The following is a 25,608-nucleotide window of genomic DNA, read 5'->3' as shown; positions in this document are numbered from 1 at the left end:
CGCGACCCCCGTGACGTCCCGGCTCGCATCGCGCTTACCATGCGCGCAGTCGTACGTCAGTCCCGCACCGCCGTGTGCGGCCCGTGCGGCGCGCCCCGCCCGACCCGTCCGATCCAGGAGCACGCCACTCGTGTCCATACCCCCGCCCCCCGGGCCCCAGCAGCCTCAGGACCCGTACGGGCCCCCGCAGCCGCAGGGACCGGGACCGTATCCGCCGCCGCAGCAGCCGTACGGCCCGCAGGCCCCCCAGGGGCCGTACGCGGGGGCGCCGTACGCGGTCTGGGGGCAGGGGTACCTGCCCCTCAACCGGCCCGCGCCGGTCAACGGGATCGCGATCGCCGCGCTCGTCCTCGGTGTGCTGTGCTTCCTGCCGGCCGTCGGCCTGGTGCTCGGGATCATCGCGCTGGTGCAGATCAAGAAGCGCGGGGAGCGCGGCTCGGGCATGGCGATCGGCGGGGCCGTGCTGTCCTCGCTCGGGCTCGCGCTGTGGGTGCTGGCGCTCGCCACGGGGGGCGCCTCCTCGTTCTGGGAGGGTTTCAAGGAGGGCGCGCGGGGCGACTCCAGCCTCTCCCTGGTCAAGGGCGACTGCTTCGACGTGCCGGGCGACTCCATCGGCGAGGACGTCTACGACGTCGACACGGTGGACTGCGCCGGCGAGCACGAGGGCGAGGTGTTCGGCACCGTCCCCCTGGACGGCGGGAGTTACCCGGGCGACGACTTCGTGGCGGCCGAGGCCGAGGACGGGTGCCACCCCCTCGAGGCCGAGTACGCGATGGACACCTGGACGCTGACCGAGGAGATCGACGTCTACCACCTCACGCCCACCCGGGAGAGCTGGAAGTGGGGCGACCGCCAGATCGTCTGCGTCTTCGCCCACACCGACGGGCGGTCCGCGCTGACCGGCTCGCTGCGCTCCGACGGCACGACGCTGACCGCCGACCAACTGGTCTTCCTCGGGGCGGTCAACGCCCTGGACGACGCGCTCTACGAGGAGCCCGAGGAATACGCCGAGGAGGACCTGGACGCCAACAAGGCCTGGGCCGGCGAGGTCGCGGTCACGACCGGCCGGCAGTCCGGGGCGCTGGACGGGCACACCTGGCAGGCCGAGGCCCGCGGGCCCGTCGCCGCCCTGGTCGAGGAGATGGGCGAGGCGGGCGAGGAGTGGAAGGCGGCGTCGACCGCCGCGGACGCGGACACCTTCTACGAGCACTACGACACCGCCTACGAGTACGTCGACGGCGCCGCCACCGTCACCGCCCGCAAGGCTCTGGGTCTGGCCACCAGCCCTCCCGTGTACGACGAGGACGGCGGGGACGGGAGCGCCGGGGGAAGTGACGACGGCCTGGACGTGTGATCGCGTCCATAGCGGGGAGAAACTGCCTGCGTGAAGCCCTCCCCCGGCATAAGTCATCACATCGAGTGATTCCCTGGCCTTTGCTTGCACAGGACAACTGATGGTTGCCACGCTGTTGCTGTCTGTACAACCTGATGGGAGCGGCCAGTGACATTCGGTGAGCAGCCTGCGTACCTGCGGGTCGCGGGCGATCTCCGCAAGCAGATCGTCGACGGCTCGCTGCCACCGCACACCCGCCTCCCGTCCCAGGCCCGCATCCGCGAGGAGTACGGCGTCTCCGACACCGTCGCGCTGGAGGCGCGCAAGGTGCTGATGGCGGAGGGGCTGGTCGAGGGCCGGTCCGGGTCGGGGACGTACGTGCGCGAGCGGCCGGTGCCGCGCCGGATCGCCCGCTCCGGGTACCGCCCGGAGTCCGGGGCGACCCCGTTCCGGCAGGAGCAGGCGCAGGCGGGGGCGCGCGGCACCTGGGAGTCCGGCAGCGAGCAGGTGGAGGCCGGCCGGGCCGTGGCGGAGCGGCTGGGCATCAAGCCCGGCGACCGCGTGATGCGCACCAAGTACGTCTTCCGGGAGGCCGGCGAGGCGATGATGCTCTCCACCTCCTGGGAGCCCCTCGCGGTCACCGGCCGCACGCCCGTCATGCTGCCCGAGGAGGGCCCCCTCGGCGGCATGGGCGTGGTCGAGCGCATGCGCGCCATCGACGTCGTCGTGGACAACGTCACCGAGGACGTCGGCGCCCGCCCCGGCCTCGCGGAGGAGCTCCTCACCCTGGGCGGCGTACCGGGGCACGTCGTCCTGGTCGTCCAGCGCACCTACTACGCCTCCGGCCGCCCGGTGGAGACGGCGGACGTGGTCATCCCCGCCGACCGCTACCGGGTCTCCTACCACCTGCCGGTGAGATGACCACCCGCCCCGGCGGGAAGGAACGGGGCCGCCGTCCCGCCACGGTGCCCGGCCGTCCCGCCGCGGTGCGGGGGCGGCGCTGCCCGGACGCCGGGTGAGGTGGCGCACACCCTCATGGTGACAGCGCACACCCCCCTGGCAGTTGCCCCCGGAAACGGCCTGCCGCGCGGCCGTCCGCGAGCCGTCGGAATCCGGTCTTTCTCGCACGTTCTCGCAGGTCGACCGCCGGGTGTCTGGTGGTGCGCCGACCGGAGACATCGCTCCGCGCGGACGGCGCGTTCAGTCCCGTGCGCCCCCTGCGGGTTGGCTGGTTGCGTACCTGTTTGTGAAAAGCCGTATTCGCTCCGTAAAGGTTGGGCGTACGCTCGGGCATATGCGGATTGCGGTTTCCTCACAGGGCGCGACACGGGTCGCGCCACGGACGGGATCCGGCCCGGCCGGGGCGAGAAGGGGGCGTGGGGCGCGATGAACGAGAGCACGGTCTCCTTGCCCTGGCTCGTCATACGCCAGGACGACAACGGCAATCGCTACCGCGTCGGCCGGTACGCGACCCGTGCCGAGGCCCAGAAGATCGCGGACAGCCTCGACAGCCGCGGCCACAAACAGCTCTACTGGGTCGAACGCGTCGCCTGAGCGTCGCCCGATACGTCGCTCGACACCTCGCCCGACGTATCGCCCGACGCGGCGACGGCGTACGGCGTAAGACGCACGGCGCACGGCGCGCGGAATTCGCGCCAGGCCGCTCCCGTAGGCTCCCGCGCATGACGGAACGGATCGTGGTGGTCGGAGCCGCCCTCCTCGACGGCGGCCGCCTGCTCGCCGCACGCCGCAGCGCGCCCCCCGAACTCGCCGGACGCTGGGAACTGCCCGGCGGCAAGGTGGAGCCGGGCGAGCGGCCCGAGGAGGCCCTCGTCCGCGAACTGCGCGAGGAACTCGGCGTCGACGCCAGGACGCTGGAGCGCGTCCCGGGGGAGTGGCCGCTGAGGCCGCCCTACGCCCTGCAGGTGTGGACCGCCCGTCTGGAGCCCGCCTCCGCCGCCCCCACCCCCCTCCAGGACCACGACGGCCTGCGCTGGCTGACGCCGGAGGAGATCTGGGACGTCGACTGGCTCGACCAGGACGTCCCGGCGGTGCGGGAGGTGGCCGCGCGGCTGCGCGACGGACCCGGGGAGCCGCCGGGGGCGGCGGCCGACGCCCGCTGATCACCGCCACCCGTCGTCACTCCCCCCGGCCACCCCCTGCCACCGTTCTCACCCCCGTCACCGCGGGGCCGCTTCCCGCGGGGCCTCCACGGCCTCGACGGCGTCCATGGCCTCCACGGCCTCGGTGAGGTCGCCGTCCCGCCGGTCTCCCGGGGTGCGCCTCGGGGAGCTCTTCGCCCCGGTCCCCGAGACGCCCCGCGAGCGTGCCGCCCGCCCCGGGCCCGGGGACGGGAGCGGCCGCGGACCGCGCAGGGCCGCCTCGGCCGCCTCCGCCGCGCGCCGCCCTAGGAGCAGGCCCGGCGGCACCGGCGGGACGGTGTGGCGCGAACCGGCGGTCCCCGCCTGACGGCACGCGTCCGCGGCGCGGCTCAGGAGGCCGCGGGCGGGGCCGGACACCGGCCGGGAACCGGCGCTTTCGCGGTCCCGCCGGCGGCGGCCCGGACACCAGTCCGGCGAACCGTGCCGTCCGGGGTGGTTCGACGACGTGTCCGCTGGTTAGAAGACTGGAAGTGTTGTCGCGGGACGGTCCGAAAAAAGCCTGGACCGTGCTGTGATCGTGAACACCGTGTCGTGCGGCGCCGTAGTGCTGGATACTGCGGGCAGCCGCAACCGGTGACCGGTGCCGGGCGCGGTGAGCTGGAGGGGACGGTTCGCGTGAGCGAGATACCAGCGAAGGCCACGGAGTCCGAGGACCCGTCGGGCGGCGCGAGGGCGGAGACCGCGGGTGCGCTCGCGGGCGACGCCGGACGCACCCCTGCCGCCGGCGGGGCCGAGACGCCGGCCGGTGACGCGCTGTGGCAGAGCAGTCCGCCCGGCTCCATCTACGACTACATCAGGGTCGCCTCCTTCTCGATCGGCCCCGACGGACTCGTCGACCAGTGGAGTCTGCGCGCCGAGCAGATCTTCGGCATCCCCGCCGACCGGGCCGTCGGCATGGACCCGATCGACGCGTTCGTCGACGCCGGTCAGCGCGAGCGCGGCCAGCGCAAGATGGCCGAGATCCTCGACGGCCGCGAGTGGACCGGCGTCGTCCCCTTCCGGCTGCCCGCGGACGGGGACGGCGCGCGCCGCGAGCAGGGCCTCGCCGAGGTGTACGTCATGCCGACGCGCACCCAGGAGGGCGAGAAGGCCGCCGTCTGCATCGTCGTCGACGTACGCACCCTGCGCAGCATCGAGACCGACCTGGCCGCCTCACAGGCCATATTCGGCCAATCCCCGTTCGGCTTCCTGCTGATCGACCCCGACCTGCGGGTCCGCCGGGCCAACGAACGGTTCGCGTCCATCTTCGGCGGCACCCCCGACGACCACCGCGGCAAGGGCGTCCAGGACTACCTGCCGAGGCCCGAGGCCGAGCGGGTCAGCGCGGTGCTGCGCCGGGTGCTGGAGACCGGCGACTCCATCACGGACATGCACGTCACGGGTTTCGTGCCGGACTCCGAGGAACGCCGGCACTGGTCCATCAACCTGTACCGCGTGCACAGCGGTTCCGGCCGGCCGATCGGCATCGCCTGGCTCGGCGTCGACATCACCGCCCGCCGCGCGGCCGCCCGCGAGGCCGCCGCCGCACGGCGCAACCTCGCCCTGCTGAACGAGGCGGGGGCCCGCATAGGGAACTCCCTCGACCTCGAGACGACCGCGCGCGAACTCCTCGACGTCGTCGTGCCCGGGTTCTGCGACCTGGCCACCGTCGACCTCTACCAGGGGCTCCTCGCCGGCGACGAGACCCCGCCCGGCCTCGCCGACGGCAGCGCCGAACTGCGCCGCGTGGCCTTCTCGTCCGCCGTGTCCGACGCGCCGTTCCCCGGCGGCGGCGCGGCCGTCGCGGTCGGCGCGGTCCACCACTTCCCGTTCAACTCGCCCGGCGCGGACGCCCTGCGCACCGCCCGCCCGGTGACCGTTCCCGGCGAGGAGGGCGGCCTCGTGCAGTCCACCCTCGCCGTTCCGATGGTCGCGCACGACACGGTCGTGGGCCTCGCGCAGTTCTCGCGGACCAAGGGCAGCGAGCCCTTCGGGGACCGGGACCGGGACCTCGCGGTGGAGCTGGCGGCGCGGGCGGCGGTCTGCATCGACAACGCGCGGCTGTACCGGCGCGAGCACGAGCGGGCGCTGATGCTCCAGCGGTCGCTGCTGCCGCCGGGCGACCCGGTCGCCTCCGGCCTGGACATCGCCTGCCGCTACCTGCCCGGCAGCGTCGCCTCGGGCCGCACCGGCGAGGTCGGCGGCGACTGGTTCGACGTCATCGAACTCCCCGGCCACCGCACGGCGCTGGTCGTCGGGGACGTGATGGGGCGCGGGCTGCGGGCGGCGGTCGCGATGGGTGAACTCCGCACCGCCGTGAGGACCCTCGCCCTCCTCGACCTGGAACCGGCCGAGGTGCTCTCCGCGTTGGACGAGATCGCGCGCGGCCTCGGCACCCCCGGCGGCGTCCAGCAGGCCACCCGCGCCGCCCGCCGGCCCCGCGAGGCCGACCTGTCCGAGGTGTACCTCGCGACCTGCGTGTACGCCGTGTACGACTCGGTGACGCGCCGGTGCACCTTCGCCAACGCGGGCCACCTGCCGCCCGTGCTGGTCGAACCCGGCGAGGCCGCGCTGATGCTCGACGTGCCGCCCGGCATGCCGCTCGGCGTCGGCGGGGAGCCCTTCGAGGAGGTCGAGGTCGAACTCCCCGAGGGCGCGCTGCTCGCCCTCTACACGGACGGACTCGTCGAATCCCGCGACCACCCCCTCGACGAGGGACTCCAGGCCTTCGTGGGCGCCCTGACGGACCCCACGAGCCCTCTGGAGGACGTCTGCGACCACGTCCTCAACACCCTCGACACCCATCACGGCGAGGACGACATCGCGCTGCTGATGGCCCGCGTCCAGGGACTGCCCGCCGAGTCCGTCGGCGACTGGTCCCTGCCGCGCGAGCCGCGCAGCGTGGGCCGGGCCCGCGAGTACGCCCGCGGACAGCTGCTCGGCTGGGACATGGAACCGCTGGTCGACACCGCGGAACTCCTCGTCAGCGAACTGGTGACCAACGCGCTCCGGTACGGCGAGGGCGAGATCAGACTGCGGCTGCTGCTGGACCGCACGCTGGTCTGCGAGGTGTGGGACGCGGGGCTCGTCCAGCCGCGCCGCCGCCGTGCCCGCGACACCGACGAGGGCGGCCGGGGCCTCCAGCTCGTCGGCCTGCTCTCCGCGGCCTGGGGCTCCCGCCGCACCCCCCGCGGCAAGACGGTCTGGTTCGAACTCCCCCTCCCCGACGGCGAGACGGGGCTCGTGGACCCGGCGGAGGCATTGCTGAGCCTGTTCTGACGGGCGGCCCCGCCGGACCGTCCCGGCGCCCCGCCCCGCTCCTACCCGGGCGGTGTCCCGGGGGGCCGGCCCGCGAAGCCCGCCGGCTCGGCGTTCTCCGGGTCGTCGGCGGGGAGGATGCCGCCCAGGACGGCACCGGCCGTGCCGGCCGTGGGCACCGGAAGGGCGGCGTCGGGGGCGGACGGCGGCGCGGTGTACGGGGTGCCCCGGACCCGCACGTCCTGTTCGGCCAGGGCGCGGGCCTCCAGGGCCAGGGCGTCTGCCCCCGGGCCGTCACCGGCGGCCAGCAGGCGCCGGGCCTCCGCGAGGCGGGTACGGGCGGTGGCGCCGACCGCCCCCCGGTGCGTCGCGACGAAGTCGTCGGCGGCGGCGGTGGCACCGCGTGCGACGAGCAGGCCGGCGGCCGCGGCCACGTCGGCCCCCTCCGGGGCCGGCGGTGCGTGCGGGGCCCGCGGGGGCGCGCCGGTCCCGCCCGGAGCCGTCGGCGAGGCCGCGTGGGGGACGGCCGGATCCGGGGCCGGCGGGGAGCCCACGGGGCCGCGGGCCGGTCCCGCGGCCGGTGCCGGGCTCATGGCGGCGAGGGCCGGGCCCGAGACGGCGGTCGTGATGCGGCGGAGCGTGCCGAGGGGATCGTGCGGACGGCCCGAGGCCAGTTCCCGGCGCACGGAGGACAGGACCGCGTCGGCGTGCAGCAGGGGGGCGAAGGCCTCGTCGCCGGGGCCGGCGGTGTCCCGCAGCGGGGCCAGGCGGGCCTCCGCGGCCGCCAGCGCGGCCGGGACCAGATCCGCGGCCTCCCGCAGCTCGGCGGCCGTCCGTTCCACCGCCCCGACGAGGACGGCTGCCTGGGCGACGGCGCCCTCGGCGGCCCGCAGGTGCCGGGCCGCCTCCGCCGGACGGCCCGAGTCGTCCGCCTGACGGGCCCGGTTGAGCCGGAGGGTGGCGAACACCAGCCGGTCCTTGGCCTGTTCGACGTACCCGACGACGGACGCGCTCGCCGTGGCCGCGTACGCCGCCCGCACGTCGTCGAGGACCGCCTCCGCCGTCGCCGTCCGGCCGGTCAGCTCCCGGAAGCGCGCCTCCGCCACGCCCAGCGCCCCGCCCACCCCCTCCTCCAGCCCCCGCAGCCGCCGGAAGCCGTCGCCCGCCGCGTCCAGCCGCCGCACCGCCTCCGCGCACCGCCCGACGATCCCGGCCCGCGCCTGCCGCCGGGCCGCCGCGTCCTGCGGCACGCCGTCGTCGTGGCGCTGCCGCATCCGGAAGGCCGCCGCCAGTTCCGTCTCGGCCTCCCGCAGGGCGGCGGTGTGGGACGCCACCGCCCGCGGGCCGAACAGCTCGCGCGCGAAACCGAGTTCGTCGCGGGCGGCACGGACGCGGTCGTCGGCCGTGACGAGGGCCGCGCGGACCCGTTCGTCGGGTACGCCGGTGCCCGCGCCCGGGGAGGGGGCGGCGCCGCCCGGTGTCGTCCGGGTGCGGGCGCGGCGGACGCGGCGCAGGTGGCCGTAGCCCGCGAGGGCCCCGGCCGCGGCGAGTGCGACGAGCGGCAGGACCAGGTCGGTGGTGGACGTTTCGTCCTCCGCGGGCGCGGCGGCCGGAGCGGAGACGGCCGGCACGGCGGGACGGGTGATCGCAACCGGAACGTCCGTCCGCGTCGTCATCCCCGGCAACACCAGCCACACGATGCCCGTCGCTCCGCCCAGCACCGTGTGCAGCACCCGCGCGGACACCTGCGGACCGGCCCGCCGCGGCCGGTTCCGGAGCTTGGACGACGTCACATTCGGGAGCGTATGGCCGCACTTGCGGCCACGCGACCGGGATGCGCCCGGGACGGGGCACGTGGGGCGGGCGACACGGAGGGGGAACAGGTGACGGACCACTCGACCGGTACGGACGCGGAGACCACGCCCGACACGGCCACGCCGGCCGCCGGGGCCGGCACGGACGCCGGTACGGCCACCGGGGCGGACGGGACCACCGATCCCGGCACGGCCACCGATCCCGGCTCGGCCGCCGGGGCGGACGGGCCCGCCGGGACCGACCCGGCCACCGAGCCCGATGCGGCGGTCCTCCGCCGGCGCCGGCGGAGGCGCCGGACGGTGCGCATCGCGCTGGCCGTCCCGTTCCTCCTCGTCGTGCTCCCGGTCCTCGTCGCCCTCGCCGCCCTGCGCGTCAACTACCTGGGCGATCCGGCCGACGGCACGTACACCCGCGGCAAGGACGCCCTCTGGCTCGGCCACGCCTGGGTGGACGGCCGCAAGAAGGACGCCGACGTCACCGCCCTGGCCGCCCGGCTGAAGGACACCGGCATCCGCGACCTGTACGTCCACTCCGGGCCCCTGGAGCACGACGGCACGCTCCCCGGGTCGTCGTACCCGAACGCCCGCTGGTTCATCGCCGCCGTCCACCGGGAGATGCCGAAGGTCCGGGTCCAGGCCTGGCTCGGTGACGTGCTCGCCAGCGAGAGCCCGCACGGCATGCGGCTGGAGCGCGCGGCGACCCGCGCGGCGGTCGTACGGTCCACGCGCGAGATCCTCGCCACCGGGTTCGACGGGGTCCACTTCGACCTGGAGCCCCTGCACTCCGGCGACCGGAACTACCTGGCCCTCCTCGACGCCCTGCACCGCGTCACCGCCGCCCGGGACGCGCCCCTGTCCGTCGCCGCCCACCAGATCGACCCGGTGCCCGCCTTCCACTCCTTCTGGGGCACGACCACCGGCCACCCCAAGTGGTGGTCGCAGAAGTTCTTCGGCGAGGTGGCCCGCCGCGTCGACCAGATCGCCGTCATGTCGTACGACACCATGCAGCCGCTGGAGAGCACCTACGGCGGCTACGTCGCCCAGCAGACCTCGCTCGCGCTGGAGATCACCCCGCCCACCACCGACCTGCTGATGGGCCTGCCCTTCTACCACGAGAACCGGTTCGGCCACTGGAACCACGCGGAGACCGTCCCCGCCGGTGTCCGCGGCGCCCGCCTGGGCCTGTCCCGCACGGACGCCGACCGCGCGAACTTCGGGGTCGCGTTGTACGTGGACTTCGCGGCCGAGGAGGCGGACTGGACGGCGTACCGCGACGGCTGGGTGCGCTGACCCCGGCACCGGCCGCCGTGCCACCTGCGGCGCCATCGGGGCGTCGCGCGGACGTCACGCGTCCTTCGTCTCCGGGGCCACCGGTGTTGGTTGTGCGGGGGCTGTGAGCGCCCTAGCGTCCACAGCCCCCGTCCCCGTAAGGGCCACACTCTGATGCGATCGCTCCTCACCAGTAAGGCCGTCCGCCGAGCCCTGCGCCCGGTGGCCGAACTCATCGACCAGCGCGTCGAACGCCAGGTGCGCCGTGCCGTCCGCGACGACGGGCGCACCACCACCGACGCCTCCCTCGACGCGGTGCGGCAGGAGCTCCGGGCGCTCCGCGCCCGGCAGCGCCCCCTGGAACTCCTCCTCGACGGCACCGGACGCGGCATGGCGCGCATGCCGTCCGCGACCCACCTGGACCGGCTCGTCGACGAACTGGCCGCGGTGACCGGGAACCGGGAGGAGGCGGAGCGCGCCGCCGCCCAGGCCTTCCGGCTGCTCGTCGCCCTGGAGGCGCTCGGCGTGGGCCGCATCGCCGGCGGCACGATGAACATCGTCGGCAAGCTGTCCGCCGTACCGCTGCTCGATCCGCCGAACGACGACATGCTGGAGATCGGCACCCTGTACGGGATGTTCGGCGCGGCCCTCATCCGCATGATGGAACGCGCCGGCCGCGACCCCCGCCTGACGATCGTCGACCCGCTCGCCGGCACGCAGCTGCAGCCCGGCGCCACCATGTCGGACGACGCCTCGGGCACCCCCGTGCGGGAGGCCGCCGTGCGCACCAACCTCTCCCTGGCGGGCGCGGCCGGCGCCGCGGCCCGGATCCAGCAGGGCTTCTCCGAGGACCCCGAGGTGCGCGCCCTGGTCTCCGACCGTTCCTACGGCGTGATCGTCGTCGACGGCGACCACTCCGCCGCCGGTGTCGCGGCGGACCTGGAGTGGGCCGAGCGGATCGTCGCGCCGGGCGGCGTCGTCGTGCTGGACGACTTCGGACACCCCAAGTGGCCGGGCATCAAGGAGGCGTTCGACCAGCACATGGCCGGGGAGACCCGGTTCACGTTCCTCGGCGGCGTGGCGCATTCGGGGTACCTGCGCGCCTCCGTCTGAAGCCCGCGGGCGGACCTCGGCACGGGCGCCGGAACGTCCCCGCCCCCCTCCGCGACAGTCGAAGGCCGACGGCCGGGACCCGGCCGTCGGCCGCCGGCCTCGACCGCCGGGGTGCCGCCCCGGCGCCGTCACGGTGATCGTCCCGTCCCGGCCGCACACCGGCATGCGGTCGCCCCCGTCCCCGCCCCCTCCCGCCGCGTACCCCTCGCCCCGCCGATGGCGGGGCACCGGTCGTGCGCCCCTGGGTGTTGCGCCGCACGAGTGGGCTTCCCGGCTGCCGCCGCCGTGTCTCCGAACGCTGCCGAATCCTTTCCTCTTCAGTGGCCGGATAGATGTGATCAGCTCCCTATACCGCCAGAAGTGATCACCGGCCCGCGGCTCCCGGAGGTATGCAGAGATGTCCCACGACGGCCTCGGACCCCGCGCGGTCATGCGCCCGGTCGCCCTCCTCGCCGCGGGCGCGCTCGCGGTGCCCCTGCTGGCCGGCTGCTCCTCCGAGGACGAGGCCGGCAAGCCGCCGGCCCCCCAGGACATCGCCCCCGCCGCCCGCGCCCTGATCGCCGACGGCGGCACCCTGCGCTGGGCCGTGGACGCCGTACCCGAGACCTTCAACACCTTCCAGGCGGACGCCGACGCCACCACCACCCGGGTCGCCCAGGCCGTCCTGCCGTCGATGTACCGGCTCGACGCGACCGGACGGCCCCGGCCGAACCCGGACTTCCTGGAGTCCGCCGAGGTCGTCGACACCGAGCCCAAGCAGGTCGTCCTGTACCGGCTCGACCAGCAGGCCGTCTGGAGCGACGGCCGTGAGATCGGCGCCGCCGACTTCGCCGCCCAGTGGCGCGCCCTGTCCGGCAAGGACAGCGCCTACTGGACCGCCCGCAACGCCGGCTACGACCGCATCGAGAAGATCGAGCGGGGCGCCTCCGACCTGGAGGTCAGGGTCACCTTCGCCCGCCCCTACGCCGACTGGCGGTCGTTGTTCTCCCCGCTGTACCCCAAGGACGTCATGGGCACCCCCGACGCCTTCAACGACGGGGCACGGCGCAAGCTGAAGGTCACCGCCGGGCCGTTCGCCGTGAAGCAGGTCGACCGCGAGAACGACCGGATCCGGCTCACCCGCAACCCGCGCTGGTGGGGCCGGCCCGCCAAGCTCACCGAGATCGAGCTGGTCGCCGTACCGCGCAAGGAGCGGGAGGCCCGGCTCGCCGACGGCGATCTCGACCTGGCCGAGATCGACCCGGCCGCCGCCCGCGCCGTCGACGGCGCGGCGGGCGCCGCCGGACCGCCCACGGGACCCGGCGCCGGCCGCTCCGCGTCGAGACCACCGCACTCCTCGGCCGCCGCCGACGACTCCAACGGGGACGACTCCGACGAGGACGGCTCCGACGGGGACGGCTCCGGCGGGCAGGCCCGCACGGCCGCCGCCGCCCGGGAAGGGCGGCAGAAGCAGCTGCGCGGCTACGAGGTGCGCAGGTCGCTGGAGCCCGCCTACACGCAGCTGGCCCTCAACGGCGCCGACGGGCCCCTCGCCGACGAGCGGGTGCGCCGGGCGGTGGCCAGGGCGCTCGACCGCGGGGAACTGGCGAAGGCGGTGCTGAAGCCGCTCGGCCTGCCCGCCGAACCGGTCGGCAGCCATCTGTCGCTCGCCGGGCAGGCCGCGTACGCCGACAGCAGCGGCGCGCTCGGCCGCCAGGACACCGAGGAGGCGCAGGCGCTGCTCGCGGACGCCGGCTGGGTGGCCGGCGGCCCGGTGGACAAGGGCGACAAGGGGGAGAAGGGCGAGAAGGCCGCCGGGTCCGAGGGCGAGGAGGAGTCCGAGGGCGGGAAGAAGACGGGGGACGGCAAGAAGGCGGAGGGCGACGGGAAGTCCGACCGCGACGGCAAGTCCGAGGACGACGACCTGTCCGAAGGGGGCGACGACGGCACGTACATCGTCGGCCAGGACGGCAAGGCACCCGCGGAACACGGCCGCGACCACGAGGACCGCGGCGGACAGCTCGCCCAGGAGGGCAAGCAGTACTCCAGCCGGCAGGGCGTGCCCGGCGCCTACGCCCCCCGGGGCACCGCCGCCCCGGCCGGTGCCGCGCGCAAGGCGCTCGCCAAGGACGGCAAGGCGCTCACCCTGCGGTTCGTGCTGCCGACCGGCCCCGGCTCGGAGTCCCTGCACCTGGTGGCCGGGCGGATCACGCGGATGCTGGAGAAGGTGGGCATCCGCACCGAGACCACCAAGGTCTCCGACGAGAGCTACTTCAAGGACCACATCGCCTCCGGCGAGTACGACCTGGCCCTGTACTCCTGGCCCGCCTCCGCCTTCCCGGCCACCGACGCCCGCCCGATCTACGCCAAGCCGGTCCCCGGCGCCGACGGGTCGCTGAGCGTCGAGCAGAACTACACGAGGGTGGGCACCGACCAGGTCGATCAATTGTTCGATCAAGCGGTCTCGACGCTGGACGAGAAAGAGGGCCGTTCCCTGATCCGCAAGGCGGACTCCCGCATCTGGGCGGCCGCCGGATCGATTCCCCTCTACCAGCGCCCCCAGCTCACCGCCGTACGAAAGACCGTGGTCAACGCCGGTTCCTTCGGCTTCCAGACCCCCGTCTACGAGGACATGGGCTTCCTGAGGAAGGGTGTGAAGGTGCCCGCGAAGGTCTCCACGAGTCCCTCGCGGAAGTGAGCGTGCGGTGATCGCCGGATGAACCGTTCGCCCCTGCGGAGGCCGTCCCCCGCCGGGCCACGTACGATGGGGTGAGGCCGTGGCGTGTCAAGCCCGGCAGGGCCCGCGTAACACAGACGTACGCAGCAGGGCCGCCCTCACACTCCGGGAGATCGCCGCTTTATGGCCACGCGCCACGACATTCGCAACGTAGCCATCGTCGCCCACGTCGACCACGGCAAGACGACTCTGGTCGACGCCATGCTCAAGCAGGCCGGCGCCTTCGCCGCGCACGCCGCCGAGTCGCTCGACGACCGCATGATGGACTCGAACGACCTGGAGCGTGAGAAGGGCATCACGATCCTCGCCAAGAACACGGCGGTGAAGTACCACCCCAAGGACGGGGGGGACGTCGTCACGATCAACATCATCGACACCCCCGGTCACGCCGACTTCGGCGGTGAGGTCGAGCGTGGTCTGTCGATGGTCGACGCCGTCGTCCTGCTGGTGGACGCCTCCGAGGGTCCGCTGCCGCAGACCCGCTTCGTGCTCCGCAAGGCGCTCCAGGCCCGCCTGCCCGTCATCCTGTGCATCAACAAGACGGACCGCCCGGACTCGCGCATCGACGAGGTCGTCAACGAGGCCTACGACCTCTTCCTCGACCTCGACGCCGACGAGGACCAGATCGAGTTCCCGATCGTCTACGCCTGCGCCCGCGACGGCGTCGCCTCGCTGACCAAGCCGGAGGACGGCACGGTCCCGAAGGACAGCGACAACCTGGAGCCGTTCTTCTCCACGATCCTGTCGCACGTCCCGGCCCCCGAGTACGACGAGGAGGCCCCGCTCCAGGCGCACGTCACCAACCTGGACGCCGACAACTTCCTCGGCCGCATCGCGCTGCTGCGCGTCGAGCAGGGCGAGCTGCGCAAGGGCCAGACGGTCACCTGGATCAAGCGCGACGGCACGATGGCCAACGTGCGCATCACCGAGCTGCTGATGACCGAGGCGCTCACCCGCAAGCCCGCCGAGAAGGCCGGCCCGGGTGACATCTGCGCCGTCGCGGGCATCGCGGACATCATGATCGGCGAGACCCTCGCCGATCCCGAGAACCCGGTCGCGCTGCCGCTCATCACGGTCGACGAGCCGGCCATCTCGATGACCATCGGCACCAACACCTCGCCGCTGGTCGGCCGTGGCGGCACCGGCAAGGGCGCCGACAACAAGGCCGCGGTCAAGGACCGCAAGGTGACCGCCCGCCAGGTCAAGGACCGCCTCGACCGCGAGCTGATCGGTAACGTCAGCCTCCGCGTCCTGGACACCGAGCGTCCCGACGCCTGGGAGGTGCAGGGCCGCGGTGAGCTGGCGCTGGCCATCCTGGTCGAGCAGATGCGCCGCGAGGGCTTCGAGCTGACCATCGGCAAGCCGCAGGTCGTCACCAAGCTCGTCGACGGCAAGGTCTACGAGCCGGTCGAGCGCATGACGATCGACGTGCCCGAGGAGCACATGGGCGCCGTCACGCAGCTCATGGGCGTCCGCAAGGGCCGGATGGACAACATGTCCAACCACGGCTCGGGCTGGGTCCGCATGGAGTTCGTGGTCCCCTCCCGCGGCCTCATCGGCTTCCGCACCGAGTTCCTGACGGGCACGCGCGGCACGGGCATCGCCCACTCCATCCACGAGGGCCACGAGCCGTGGTTCGGCACGCTGACCACCCGTAACAACGGCTCGCTGGTCGCCGACCGCTCCGGTGCCGTCACCGCGTTCGCGATGACGAACCTCCAGGAGCGCGGCGTGCTGTTCACCGAGCCCGGCACCGAGGTGTACGAGGGCATGATCGTCGGCGAGAACTCGCGCGCCGACGACATGGACGTGAACATCACGAAGGAGAAGAAGCTCACGAACATGCGGTCCTCCTCGGCCGACTCGTTCGAGGCGATCGTCCCGCCGCGCAAGCTGTCGCTGGAGCAGTCGCTGGAGTTCTGCCGCGACGACGAGTGCGTCGAGGTGACCCCGGAGGCGGTTCGCATCCGCAAGGTCGTCCTCGACCAGCGTGACCGCGCCCGTACCGCGAGCCGCGCCAAGCACGGCTGACGTCCCGACGCCGAAGTCCCGGCCCTCCTCGGCGGAGGGCCGGGACTTCGCCGTGCCCGCGCGGCGGGCCGTGGCGGGGGTGCGGGCGGCCTCCGGGCGGGGCCGTGGCGAGGGGGACGGTGCGGGCTCCGGCCGAGAGCCCGCGGAGGCGGTGCGGGCGGGGCGCGTCCGGGCGCTCGACGCCGGCTCCGGCGGCGGCACGGAGTGTGACGTGAGGTGGGGCGTGGGGCGGGGCGGGAAGCCTGTGGACCCGCTGTCCGCGCCCCAGGAACAGCCGTCCGTTTATCGGTTAACCAGCCAACGCGTTTCGGACATGTAAACAAAAAATAGTCAATGTATGTCCGAAATGACCGTTCATTGTCCCACCTGTCAAGCGCGCGCAGGTGTCGATCTTTGCAATTTTTCCTCAAAATATGCGCGGTAGGGAGATCCCTATGTCATTCGCCCTTGACGCGCGTTGAACACTTTGGCGAAAGTTCCCCCAAACCACAGAACCTGCCGGTATCTGTGCTGCGCTCAACTCTCCAACCCCCCGGGGGAAGTACTCACATGACCAGTCCAGCCAAGGCTGAAGGCTCCGGGCCCGCGATCGCCTTGGACCCCCAGCTCGAGTCGACACCCGAGCCCGCGAAGGGTGAGGCGAAGCTGGAGGGTCGTTCTCCCGGCCAGTTGATGTGGCAGCGCTTCAAGCGTGACCGTACCGGTGTCGTCTGCGCGGCGATAGTGATTTTGTACGTCGTGGTCGCCCTCGCGGCGCCGCTGCTGACCAAGATCAGTGGGACCGACCCGTACACGCTGTACGGCCAGGACCCCACCTACGCGGACACGCCGGTGCTGGACGACTTCGGACTGCCCCTGGGCTGGTTCGGAGGGGTCTCCGGGGACCACTGGTTCGGTGTGGAGCCGCAGTTCGGCCGGGACGTCTTCGCCATGCTGGTGTACGGCATGCGGACGTCGCTGCTCATGGCGCTCGGCGTGACCGTCCTGGTGATGACGACCGGTGTCGTCATCGGCCTCATCGGCGGTTACTTCGGCAACCGGACGGACTACTGGATCGGCCGCGTCACCGACTTCTTCCTGTCGTTCCCGCAGCAGCTCTTCTTCATCGCCTTCATGCCCGTGGTGACCTCGTTCTTCGTGGACCCGCGGGAGGAGACACCCACCTACTTCCGGGCCCTCGCGATGCTGATCGTGCTGTGGCTGCTGGGCTGGATGGGCATGTCCCGACTGGTCCGTTCCACCGTGCTGTCCCTGCGGGAGCGGGAGTTCGTCGAGGCCGCCAAGGTCTCCGGCGCCTCGCCGTGGCGTATCGTCCGCAAGGAGATCCTGCCCAACGTGGTGACGCCGATCCTGGTGCAGTTCACGTACCAGCTGCCCAGCACCATCCTCACCATCGCCTTCCTCTCCTTCGCGGGAGTCGGCTTCGTCGAGCCGACCCCGGACTGGGGGCGTCTGTTCGCCGCCGGCTCCGACTACGCGCAGCAGGACCCCGCCTTCATCTTCTTCCCGGGTGTGGCGCTGGTGATCTTCGTCCTGGCCTTCAACCTCCTCGGAGACTCGGTCCGGGACGCCTTCGACCCCAAGTCCGGGCGGTAGATCGTCCATTGGTGGGGGGTGGCTGCCGCCCCCGCGTCGGCCTACCAGCCGCGTCAGGCAGTACTCATGGATAACAACCGACAGGTAGGTGCATTCGCCACATGAAGTCGTTCACCTCACGCAGAACGCGTGCCATCGTGGTCGCCATAGCGGCCGGCTCCCTGGCGCTCACCGGCTGCTCCGAGAACAAGGGCGGCAAGTCCACCGCGGACTCCGAGAAGGACCAGAAGGAGGCCGCGACGCAGTCGAAGGCGGTCGCCTACATCGACGCGGCCGGCTCCACCGGCCCCGCCAAGGAGGTGCCCGGCGCCAAGGCCGGCGGCACCATCCAGGTCTACCAGGAGGCGGGCCTGTCCCACCTGGACCCGAGCCAGATCTACGTCTCCGACGCCGGCCAGGTCGCCAACCTGCTCTTCCGCCGCCTGACCCAGTTCCAGGAGGACGACAAGGGCAACGTCTCGGTCGCGGGCGACCTCGCCACCGACTCGGGCAAGTCCAGCGACGGCGGCAAGACCTGGACCTTCACCCTGAAGGACGGCATCAAGGACGCCAACGGCGCCGCCATCACGTCCGCCGACATCCGCCACACGGTCGAGCGCCAGTTCGCGAAGTTCATCTTCGACGGCCCGCCCTACCTGCAGACCTGGCTCGCCGGCCAGAAGTACGCCGACGACTACCGCAAGCTCCTGCCCGGCGGCGGCTACGACGGCAAGCACCTGCCGGCCTCGGTCCTGGACACCCCGGACGCGAAGACGGTCGTCTTCCACTTCGACCAGGCGCGCCCCGACCTGCCGCAGACGCTGGCCATGGCCGGTTACGCCGTCGTGCCCGCGAAGACGGACACGAAGGAGAAGTACGACAAGGCCCCGGTCGCCACGGGCCCGTACAAGATCGCCTCGTACAAGGTCGGCAAGTCCCTGGTGCTCACCAAGAACACCAACTGGGACCCGAAGACCGACTCCGTGCGCCACCAGTACCCGGACGGCTTCAACTTCCAGTTCGGCATCACCGAGTCGACCCAGACCAAGCGTCTGATCGCCGACCAGGGTGAGGACAAGAACGCCATCCAGCTCACCGGCGCCGTCGAGGCCACGCAGATCCAGGACGTCATCGGCAACGCCGCGGTCAACGCCCGCACGGTGAAGGGCTACCAGCCCTACGTCATGCAGCTGACCTTCAACCTGGACCGCGTGAAGAACAAGAAGGTCCGCGAGGCCGTCACCTACGCCGTCAACTCCAAGTCCCTCATCGCCGGTGAGGGTGGCGCCTACGGCGGCGACGTGGCCCCGAACTACTTCGCCCCGACCCTGCCGGGCTACGAGAAGACGTACGACCCCTACGGCCGCATGAAGACGCCGCAGGGCAACATCGCCAAGGCCAAGGAGCTGCTGGCGGACGTCCCGGCCGCCGAGAAGAAGGTCGTCTTCGCCTACTCCAACAGCGAGGCCGGCCAGAAGCGCAAGGTCGCGATCGAGGACGCCCTGAGCAAGGTCGGCCTGGACGTCGTCTCCAAGGAGGTCGACTCCGCGAGCTACTACGAGCAGATCGGCAAGCTCAGCAACCCGTACGACATGTACATCACGGGTTGGGGCCAGGACTGGCCGTCGCCCGGCACCGTCATCACGCCGGTCTACGACCCGGCGCAGGTCGCCGACGGTTCGCCGAACTACGCGCACGTCAAGGACCCGAAGGTCAAGGAGCTCATCCAGAAGGCCCTGACCCAGGACCCGACCGAGGCCGCCAAGACCTGGAAGGAAGCCCAGCACTACCTGCTGGAGACCGTCCTCCCGGCCGCTCCGCTGTGGTACACGAAGCAGTTCCAGCTCTCCGGTTCGAACGTCGGTGGCACCCGCTACGGCTCGGTGTCCAGCCTGCTCGACATCAACCGCCTGTTCCTGAAGTCGTAACTCTCTACGGCTGATCGCGGGGGTGCGCACCAGGCGGAGCGCACCCCCGCACCTCCGTGAAACCTCCCACCGTCTCCGCAGAGAGCAGCCCTCCCGCCATGTTTCAGTTCATCATCCGGCGCACAGTCGGTGCCCTCGTCACCCTGTTCCTCATCGGCGCCGCCACGTTCTTCCTGTTCGTCGCAGCACCCTCCGACTATGCCTCCCTGGCCTGTGGCAAGGACTGCTCTCCCCAGAGACTTGAGGACATCCGAGCCGCTCTCGGCCTCAACCTGCCGTTGCACACGCAGTTCTGGGACTTCATGTCCGGGATCGTGACGGGCCGCGAGTTCCCGACCGGTCACTGCGACGCCCCGTGCCTCGGCATGTCGTTCTACTCCGGCGACCCGGTGTGGTCGACGATCCTGGACCGCTTCCCGACCACGCTGACCCTCACCGCCGGCGGCGCCGTCGTCTTCCTGGTGGTCGGTGTCGGCGCGGGCATGCTCGCCGCCTACCGGCGCGGCTCGCTGATCGACAAGTTCGCCACCGGCGCGTCGATGGTGCTGAGCTCCTTCCAGATCTACTTCCTCGGCCCCATCGTCCTGATCATCTTCGTGTACAGCTCGGGCCTGATGGAGAACCCCAAGTACACGCCGATCACCGAGGATCCCTTCGGCTGGTTCATGGGCATGCTGCTGCCCACGCTGGTGATGGCCACCATCTTCACCGCCCAGTACACGCGTATGGCCCGCTCCTCGATGATCGAGCAGCTCGCGGAGGAGCACGTCCGCACCGCCCGGGCCAAGGGCATGAGCAAGAAGTACGTGTTCTTCCGTTACGCCTGGCGCGGTTCGCTCATCCCGATCGTGACCGTCCTCGGCATGGACATCAGCGGCATGCTCGGCGGCGCCGTCGTCACCGAGCTGACCTTCTCGCTCCAGGGCATCGGCCGTCTCGCGGTCGACGGGGCGACCACCAAGGACCTGCCGCTGACCATGGGCGTCATGCTGTTCGGTGCCTTCTTCATCCTGATCTTCAACATCCTCACCGACATCGCGTACGCCTACATCGACCCGCGCGTCCGGCTCTCCTAGGAAGAACGAACCACCGTGACCACACTGACCAAGACCGAGGACGCCCCGGCCCCGACCGGCCCGGAGAGCTTCCTGTCGGTGCGTGATCTGAAGGTGCGGTTCTCCACCGAGGACGGCATCGTCAAGGCGGTCGACGGCCTGTCCTTCGACGTCGAGCGCGGCAAGACCCTGGGCATCGTCGGCGAGTCCGGCTCCGGCAAGTCCGTCACCAACCTGACGGTGCTGGGCCTGCACAACCCGCGCACCACGACCGTCGAGGGCGAGATCCTCCTCGACGGCAAGGAACTCGTCACCGCCGGCGAGCGGGAGCTGGAGCAGCTCCGCGGCAACAAGATGGCGATGATCTTCCAGGACCCGCTGACCGCCCTGTCGCCGTTCTACACGGTGGGCCGGCAGCTGTCCGAGCCCTTCATGAAGCACCGGGGCGCCTCCAAGAAGGAGGCGAAGGACCGGGCGGTCCAGATGCTGGAGAAGGTCGGCATCCCGCAGCCCAAGGTCCGCTTCGACGACTACCCGCACCAGTTCTCCGGCGGCATGCGCCAGCGCGCGATGATCGCCATGGCGCTGATGTGCGACCCCGAGCTGCTGATCGCCGACGAGCCGACCACCGCGCTGGACGTCACCGTGCAGGCCCAGATCCTGGACCTGCTCAAGGACCTCCAGCAGGAGTTCGGCTCCGCGATCATCTTCATCACGCACGACCTCGGCGTCATCTCCAACATGGCCGACGACCTGCTGGTGATGTACGCCGGCCGGGCGGTGGAGCGCGGCTCCGTCAAGGAGGTGCTGCGCACGCCGAAGCACCCCTACACCTGGGGCCTGCTCAGCTCGATGCCGCGTCTGGACGGGGACATCCACCAGGCCCTGGACCCGATCCCGGGCAGCCCGCCCTCGCTGCTCAACCCGCCTTCGGGCTGTCCCTTCCACCCGCGCTGCGCCTTCAAGGACCAGGTCGCGGGTGACCTCTGCTCGCAGGAGCGGCCGGCGCTGGCCGCGGGGCGCGCGGCGGCCTGTCACCTGACGGCCGAGCAGAAGCAGACCATCTTCATCGACAAGATCCAGCCCCGGCTGCGCTAGGGAGCACCGAGACATGAGCGACAACCTCACCCTCCCCACACAGCAGGGACCGACCGACACCCCGTCCCCCGAGCCGCTGCTGACGGTCGAGGGCCTGACCAAGCACTTCCCGATCTACGGCGGCTTCCCGATCAAGCGGAAGGTCGGTGCGGTCCAGGCCGTCGACGGCGTCGACCTGACCGTCGGCGTCGGCGAGAGCGTCGGCCTGGTCGGCGAGTCGGGCTGCGGAAAGTCGACCACCGGCCGGCTCATCACCCGCCTGCTGGAGCCCACCTCCGGCAAGATCACCTACTCGGGCCAGGACATCACCCACGCTTCGCGCCGCCAGATGGCGCCGGTGCGCTCCGAGATCCAGATGATCTTCCAGGACCCGTACTCCTCGCTGAACCCGCGGCAGACCGTCGGCACGATCATCAAGTCGCCGATGGAGGTCAACGGGATCAACCCGCCGGGGGGCCAGGAGAAGAAGGTCCGCGAGCTGCTGGAGCTGGTGGGCCTCAACCCGGAGCACTACAACCGCTTCCCGCACGAGTTCTCCGGCGGTCAGCGCCAGCGCATCGGCGTGGCCCGCGCGCTGGCCCTGGAGCCGAAGCTGATCGTGGCGGACGAGCCGGTCTCCGCGCTGGACGTGTCCATCCAGGCGCAGGTCGTCAACCTGCTCCAGAAGGTGCAGCGGGAACTCGGCATCGCGTTCCTGTTCATCGCCCACGACCTGGCCGTCGTCCGGCACTTCTCGCAGCGCGTCGCGGTGATGTACCTGGGCAAGATCGTCGAGGTCGGCGACCGTGAGTCGATCTACAACCGGCCCCGGCACCCGTACACCCACGCCCTCCTCTCCGCGGTCCCCGAGGTCGAGATCGAGGACGAGGGTCCCGCCCGGGAGCGGATCCGGCTCTCCGGCGACGTGCCCTCGCCGATCCACCCGCCGTCCGGCTGCCGCTTCCGCACCCGCTGCTGGAAGGCGCAGGACAAGTGCGCGACGCAGGAGCCGCCGCTGGTCCAGCTCTCCGGCAACCGGGCCGGCCACCTGACGGCCTGCCACTTCCCGGAGGACCCGACCACCGAGGCCCGCGACGAGGACGTCGTCCTCGACCCGGCGCTCAAGGCGCTGGAGGAACCTGCCGCCAAGGAGTAGCTTCGCCGCGCGCTTGCAGACGCAGACAGGGGGTGGGAGTCCGTGCTCCCACCCCCTGTGCGTATATGGCTGATGTCGCGCGATACCGCCCGGGTTCGACTCGGGATGCCCGTCCGAGTCCGTCACCGTCCGCCGTCTGTCGATCTCCGCCGCGTCAGCATCGGCATACGGTCCGGCTCGAACCCCTGTCAAGAAAGGGGTTCGAGCCGGACCCACTGGCCGCTTTCCAGATCCCTACGGCACGGCACGTGAGCACGGTTGCCGAGGTCGACCCTCGTGGCGGAATCTTGGGGTCTCTTGTTTGGATCAGACGCCCGCAGTTCCTGAGTTCTCAAGGTCCGATTGGATCTCAGGGGCTGTCGAAGAAATGTCTAAGCCTTGCCCTTGCACGAGGCCGTGTCGTCCCCGCCCGGGGTGCCGATCCGCAGGAAGACCGTACGTCCTTCAGGAATGTTGAAGTCTATAGTCTTCGACCCGCCGGTGCCGAGGGTCCAGTCCCAGGATTTCTCGAGATGCGAGCCGTTCGCCCAGTCGACCCTGAAGGTCATCGAGGCCCCCGCCTTGTTGTAAATGTACAGGGACTCGGCCTTGCCTCTGAAAGATGCGTAGGCATGCTTGCTTGCGTCGTTGCGCCTCCGAAGAGTGGCAACCATGTCGTTGGAGCCGGGGTCCGCGGTGGCGGCTGATACGTCACAGTCGCCGATCCAGTAGGAAGCGGCGTGTGCCGTTCCTGGCGTGGCGAGGACGAGCATCGCGACGGCTGTGGTCGTCAGCCCCGCAATTCCCGTCAGGGTATTCTTCTTGGTCATGCGCATAGCTCTGTTCTCCAGCTTCTCGCATAAAGCGAATCCAGCAGGACAACAGGGGTGTCGCGTCCTTTATTGCGGGACGCTCGCTTTCCCCCCTGCACGTTGAAGGCTGGCGCCTCCGTGGCGACAACGTTTCCATGATCCGTCGGGTCCGGCAAGCTGGAATATGATTATTTGAGGGTTACTTGAGCGTCGCGGTCGATGGGGCCCCGGGCGCAACCTGCCGGTGTCCGTGACTTTGCCGGCCAGGGTGGCTGGATGTCGTGCATGGTTATTGATCCTCGATGTGTCCACCGTCTCGGTCGAGAGTCTGCGGAATGCGGGATGAATGCGTTATTCCATTTTCTGCGGTCATCCGGGTGTCGTTGCCTTGTGCTCGAGTGGGCTTCTTCGGTGTTCTGCACGGTTCTGGAAAAGGTTGCCGCCGCGGCCCGATGGTGAGTCGGCTGCCCAGATCCGTGATGGCCGGCTCTCCCCGTCGCGTCCGGGGTGGACCCGGTTGATCCGTCGGCCGGATCGTTGACGCGATCCGAAGGGGGGGGTGGGCGTCCGGACCGCGCGCACACCCGGACGGGTGGCGCGCGTGTGCGTCATGCGTCTTTTGCGTCGATATTTACTGATAAGGAATCAGTACGTCGATACGGACGTCGACACCGACGGCACAGCGCTCGGGTGAGGCGCGGTCAAGAGGAGGCATCCATGCGTGGAGCCACGCACGCCAGGTGGGCCGCATGCGCGGCGGCCGCAGCCCTCGCGGCGACGGCCTGCGGGGGCGGGGGCGACGGCGGGGGCGACAGCGGCGCGGTGCTCAGCTCCTCGTGGGGCGACCCGCAGAACCCGCTGGAGCCGGCCAACACCAACGAGGTGCAGGGCGGCAAGGTCCTCGACATGATCTTCCGGAGCCTGAAGAGGTACGACCCGGACACCGGCAAGGCCGAGGACATGCTCGCCGAGAAGATCGAGACCTCGGACTCGCAGAACTTCACCGTCACCGTCAAGGACGGCTGGACCTTCAGCAACGGCGAGAAGGTCACCGCCAAGTCCTTCGTCGACGCCTGGAACTACGGCGCGAGCCTGAAGAACAACCAGAAGAACGCCTACTTCTTCGGCTACATCGAGGGTTACGACAAGACGCACCCCGAGGACGGCGGCAAGCAGACCGCCGACACCCTCTCAGGGCTGAAGGTCGTCGACGACAGGACCTTCACCGTCAAGCTCAGCCAGAAGTTCTCGACCTTCCCCGACACCCTCGGCTACCCCGCCTACGCCCCCCTGCCCCAGGCCTTCTTCACCGACCACGCGGGCTGGCTGGCCAAACCGGTCGGCAACGGGCCCTACGCCATCGACTCCTACACCAAGGGCTCCCAGATGAGCCTGCGCAAGTGGGACGACTACCCCGGCGACGACGCGGCGCAGAACGGCGGCGTGGACCTGAAGGTCTACACCGACAACAACACCGCCTACACCGACCTGCTGGCCGGCAACCTCGACCTGGTCGACGACGTGCCGGCGGCCCAGCTCAAGAACGTCAAGAACGACCTGGGCGACCGCTACCTCAACACCCCCGCCGGCATCATCCAGACCCTCGCGTTCCCCTTCTACGACCCGAACTGGAACAAGAGCGGCTCGGACAAGGTCCGCACCGGCCTGTCGCGCGCCATCGACCGCGAGCAGATCACCCAGACGATCTTCCAGAAGACCCGCACCCCCGCCACCGACTGGACCTCCCCGGTGCTCGGCGAGGACGGCGGCTTCAAGGAAGGCCTGTGCGGGGACGCCTGCGACTACGACCCGGCCGCGGCCAAGAAGCTCATCCAGGAGGGCGGCGGCCTCCCCGGCGGCCAGGTCAAGATCACGTACAACGCGGACACCGGCTCCCACAAGCAGTGGGTCGACGCCGTCTGCAACTCCATCAACAACGCCCTCGGCAACGACAAGGCCTGCGTCGGCAACCCCGTCGGCACCTTCGCCGACTTCCGCAGCCAGATCGGCGACCGGAAGATGACCGGCCCGTTCCGGGCGGGATGGCAGATGGACTACCCGCTCATCCAGAACTTCCTCCAGCCGCTCTACTACACCAACGCCTCCTCCAACGACGGCAAGTGGTCGAACAAGGAGTTCGACGACCTCGTCGACAAGGCCAACGCCGAGACCGACACCGGCAAGGCCGTCGAGACGTTCCAGCAGGCCGAGGGGGTCGTCCGGGACAACATGGCCGCCATCCCGCTGTGGTACCAGAACGGCAGCGCCGGCTACTCGCAGCGCCTCTCCGACGTCAAGCTCAACCCGTTCTCCGTCCCGGTCTACAACGAGATCAAGGTCAGCTGACCCGC

The 25,608-nt window shown here is 71.3% G+C and carries 17 protein-coding genes; 15 read left to right on the top strand and 2 right to left on the bottom strand.

The features are described from left to right. Window positions 1-130: 130 nt before the first annotated feature. The 5 genes from ACZ5FU_RS02950 (at window position 131) to ACZ5FU_RS02930 (ending at window position 6,753) form a co-directional block, all read left to right on the top strand. Window positions 131-1,354: a DUF4190 domain-containing protein gene (locus ACZ5FU_RS02950; RefSeq protein WP_469044303.1), complete on the top strand. Its 1,224-nt coding sequence runs from the start codon at window positions 131-133 to the stop codon at window positions 1,352-1,354. 147 nt (window positions 1,355-1,501) lie between these two features. Continuing rightward, window positions 1,502-2,254: a GntR family transcriptional regulator gene (locus ACZ5FU_RS02945; RefSeq protein WP_469044301.1), complete on the top strand. Its 753-nt coding sequence runs from the start codon at window positions 1,502-1,504 to the stop codon at window positions 2,252-2,254. 465 nt (window positions 2,255-2,719) lie between these two features. Next, complete coding sequence (locus ACZ5FU_RS02940) at window positions 2,720-2,887, top strand: SPOR domain-containing protein (RefSeq protein ID WP_451525385.1); 168 nt, start codon at window positions 2,720-2,722, stop codon at window positions 2,885-2,887. A gap of 128 nt (window positions 2,888-3,015) precedes the next feature. After that, the gene (locus tag ACZ5FU_RS02935; RefSeq protein ID WP_469044299.1) at window positions 3,016-3,456 is read left to right on the top strand and encodes a (deoxy)nucleoside triphosphate pyrophosphohydrolase; all 441 of its coding nucleotides are present in this window, start codon (window positions 3,016-3,018) and stop codon (window positions 3,454-3,456) included. A 654-nt stretch (window positions 3,457-4,110) separates the two neighbouring features. After that, window positions 4,111-6,753 (top strand): SpoIIE family protein phosphatase, encoded by a 2,643-nt coding sequence (locus ACZ5FU_RS02930; protein ID WP_469044297.1) that lies wholly within the window; start codon window positions 4,111-4,113, stop codon window positions 6,751-6,753. Between the two features lie 41 nt (window positions 6,754-6,794). Here the strand turns inward: ACZ5FU_RS02930 and ACZ5FU_RS02925 are convergent, their stop codons facing one another. Further along, a complete protein-coding gene (locus tag ACZ5FU_RS02925) occupies window positions 6,795-8,525 on the bottom strand; it encodes a hypothetical protein (protein ID WP_469044294.1) in 1,731 nt (576 codons plus the stop codon). Between the two features lie 90 nt (window positions 8,526-8,615). Here ACZ5FU_RS02925 and ACZ5FU_RS02920 point away from each other — a divergent pair, with 90 nt between their 5' ends. The 9 genes from ACZ5FU_RS02920 (at window position 8,616) to ACZ5FU_RS02880 (ending at window position 22,466) form a co-directional block, all read left to right on the top strand. Beyond that, on the top strand, window positions 8,616-9,836 hold the full coding sequence (locus ACZ5FU_RS02920; protein ID WP_469044293.1) for a glycoside hydrolase family 18 protein: 1,221 nt from the start codon (window positions 8,616-8,618) through the stop codon (window positions 9,834-9,836). 153 nt (window positions 9,837-9,989) lie between these two features. Beyond that, on the top strand, window positions 9,990-10,928 hold the full coding sequence (locus ACZ5FU_RS02915; protein ID WP_451525390.1) for a class I SAM-dependent methyltransferase: 939 nt from the start codon (window positions 9,990-9,992) through the stop codon (window positions 10,926-10,928). 397 nt (window positions 10,929-11,325) lie between these two features. Continuing rightward, entirely contained in the window at window positions 11,326-13,605 is a 2,280-nt protein-coding gene (locus ACZ5FU_RS02910; RefSeq protein WP_469044291.1) for an ABC transporter family substrate-binding protein, read from the top strand. Between the two features lie 162 nt (window positions 13,606-13,767). After that, complete coding sequence (gene typA, locus ACZ5FU_RS02905; protein WP_451525392.1) at window positions 13,768-15,675, top strand: translational GTPase TypA; 1,908 nt, start codon at window positions 13,768-13,770, stop codon at window positions 15,673-15,675. 549 nt (window positions 15,676-16,224) lie between these two features. Then, window positions 16,225-17,271 carry an ABC transporter permease gene (locus tag ACZ5FU_RS02900; protein ID WP_451525393.1) on the top strand — a complete coding sequence of 349 codons (1,047 nt, stop codon included), beginning with the start codon at window positions 16,225-16,227 and terminating at the stop codon, window positions 17,269-17,271. Between the two features lie 101 nt (window positions 17,272-17,372). Further along, entirely contained in the window at window positions 17,373-19,178 is a 1,806-nt protein-coding gene (locus tag ACZ5FU_RS02895; protein ID WP_451525394.1) for an ABC transporter substrate-binding protein, read from the top strand. Between the two features lie 98 nt (window positions 19,179-19,276). Continuing rightward, window positions 19,277-20,254, top strand: coding sequence for an ABC transporter permease (locus tag ACZ5FU_RS02890; protein ID WP_451525395.1), 978 nt, complete (start codon window positions 19,277-19,279; stop codon window positions 20,252-20,254). 15 nt (window positions 20,255-20,269) lie between these two features. Further along, window positions 20,270-21,331, top strand: coding sequence for an ABC transporter ATP-binding protein (locus ACZ5FU_RS02885; RefSeq protein ID WP_451525396.1), 1,062 nt, complete (start codon window positions 20,270-20,272; stop codon window positions 21,329-21,331). A gap of 13 nt (window positions 21,332-21,344) precedes the next feature. Beyond that, the gene (locus tag ACZ5FU_RS02880; RefSeq protein ID WP_451525397.1) at window positions 21,345-22,466 is read left to right on the top strand and encodes an ABC transporter ATP-binding protein; all 1,122 of its coding nucleotides are present in this window, start codon (window positions 21,345-21,347) and stop codon (window positions 22,464-22,466) included. 371 nt (window positions 22,467-22,837) lie between these two features. Here the strand turns inward: ACZ5FU_RS02880 and ACZ5FU_RS02875 are convergent, their stop codons facing one another. Next, window positions 22,838-23,275 carry a hypothetical protein gene (locus ACZ5FU_RS02875; RefSeq protein ID WP_469044290.1) on the bottom strand — a complete coding sequence of 146 codons (438 nt, stop codon included), beginning with the start codon at window positions 23,273-23,275 and terminating at the stop codon, window positions 22,838-22,840. 699 nt (window positions 23,276-23,974) lie between these two features. Between ACZ5FU_RS02875 and ACZ5FU_RS02870 the strand changes: the two genes are divergently transcribed. Beyond that, window positions 23,975-25,603 carry a peptide ABC transporter substrate-binding protein gene (locus ACZ5FU_RS02870; protein WP_451525399.1) on the top strand — a complete coding sequence of 543 codons (1,629 nt, stop codon included), beginning with the start codon at window positions 23,975-23,977 and terminating at the stop codon, window positions 25,601-25,603. Window positions 25,604-25,608: the final 5 nt, after the last annotated feature.

The organism is Streptomyces sp. NPDC031554, assembly GCF_055580685.1.
This window is presented reverse-complemented; position numbering and strand designations above follow the sequence as displayed.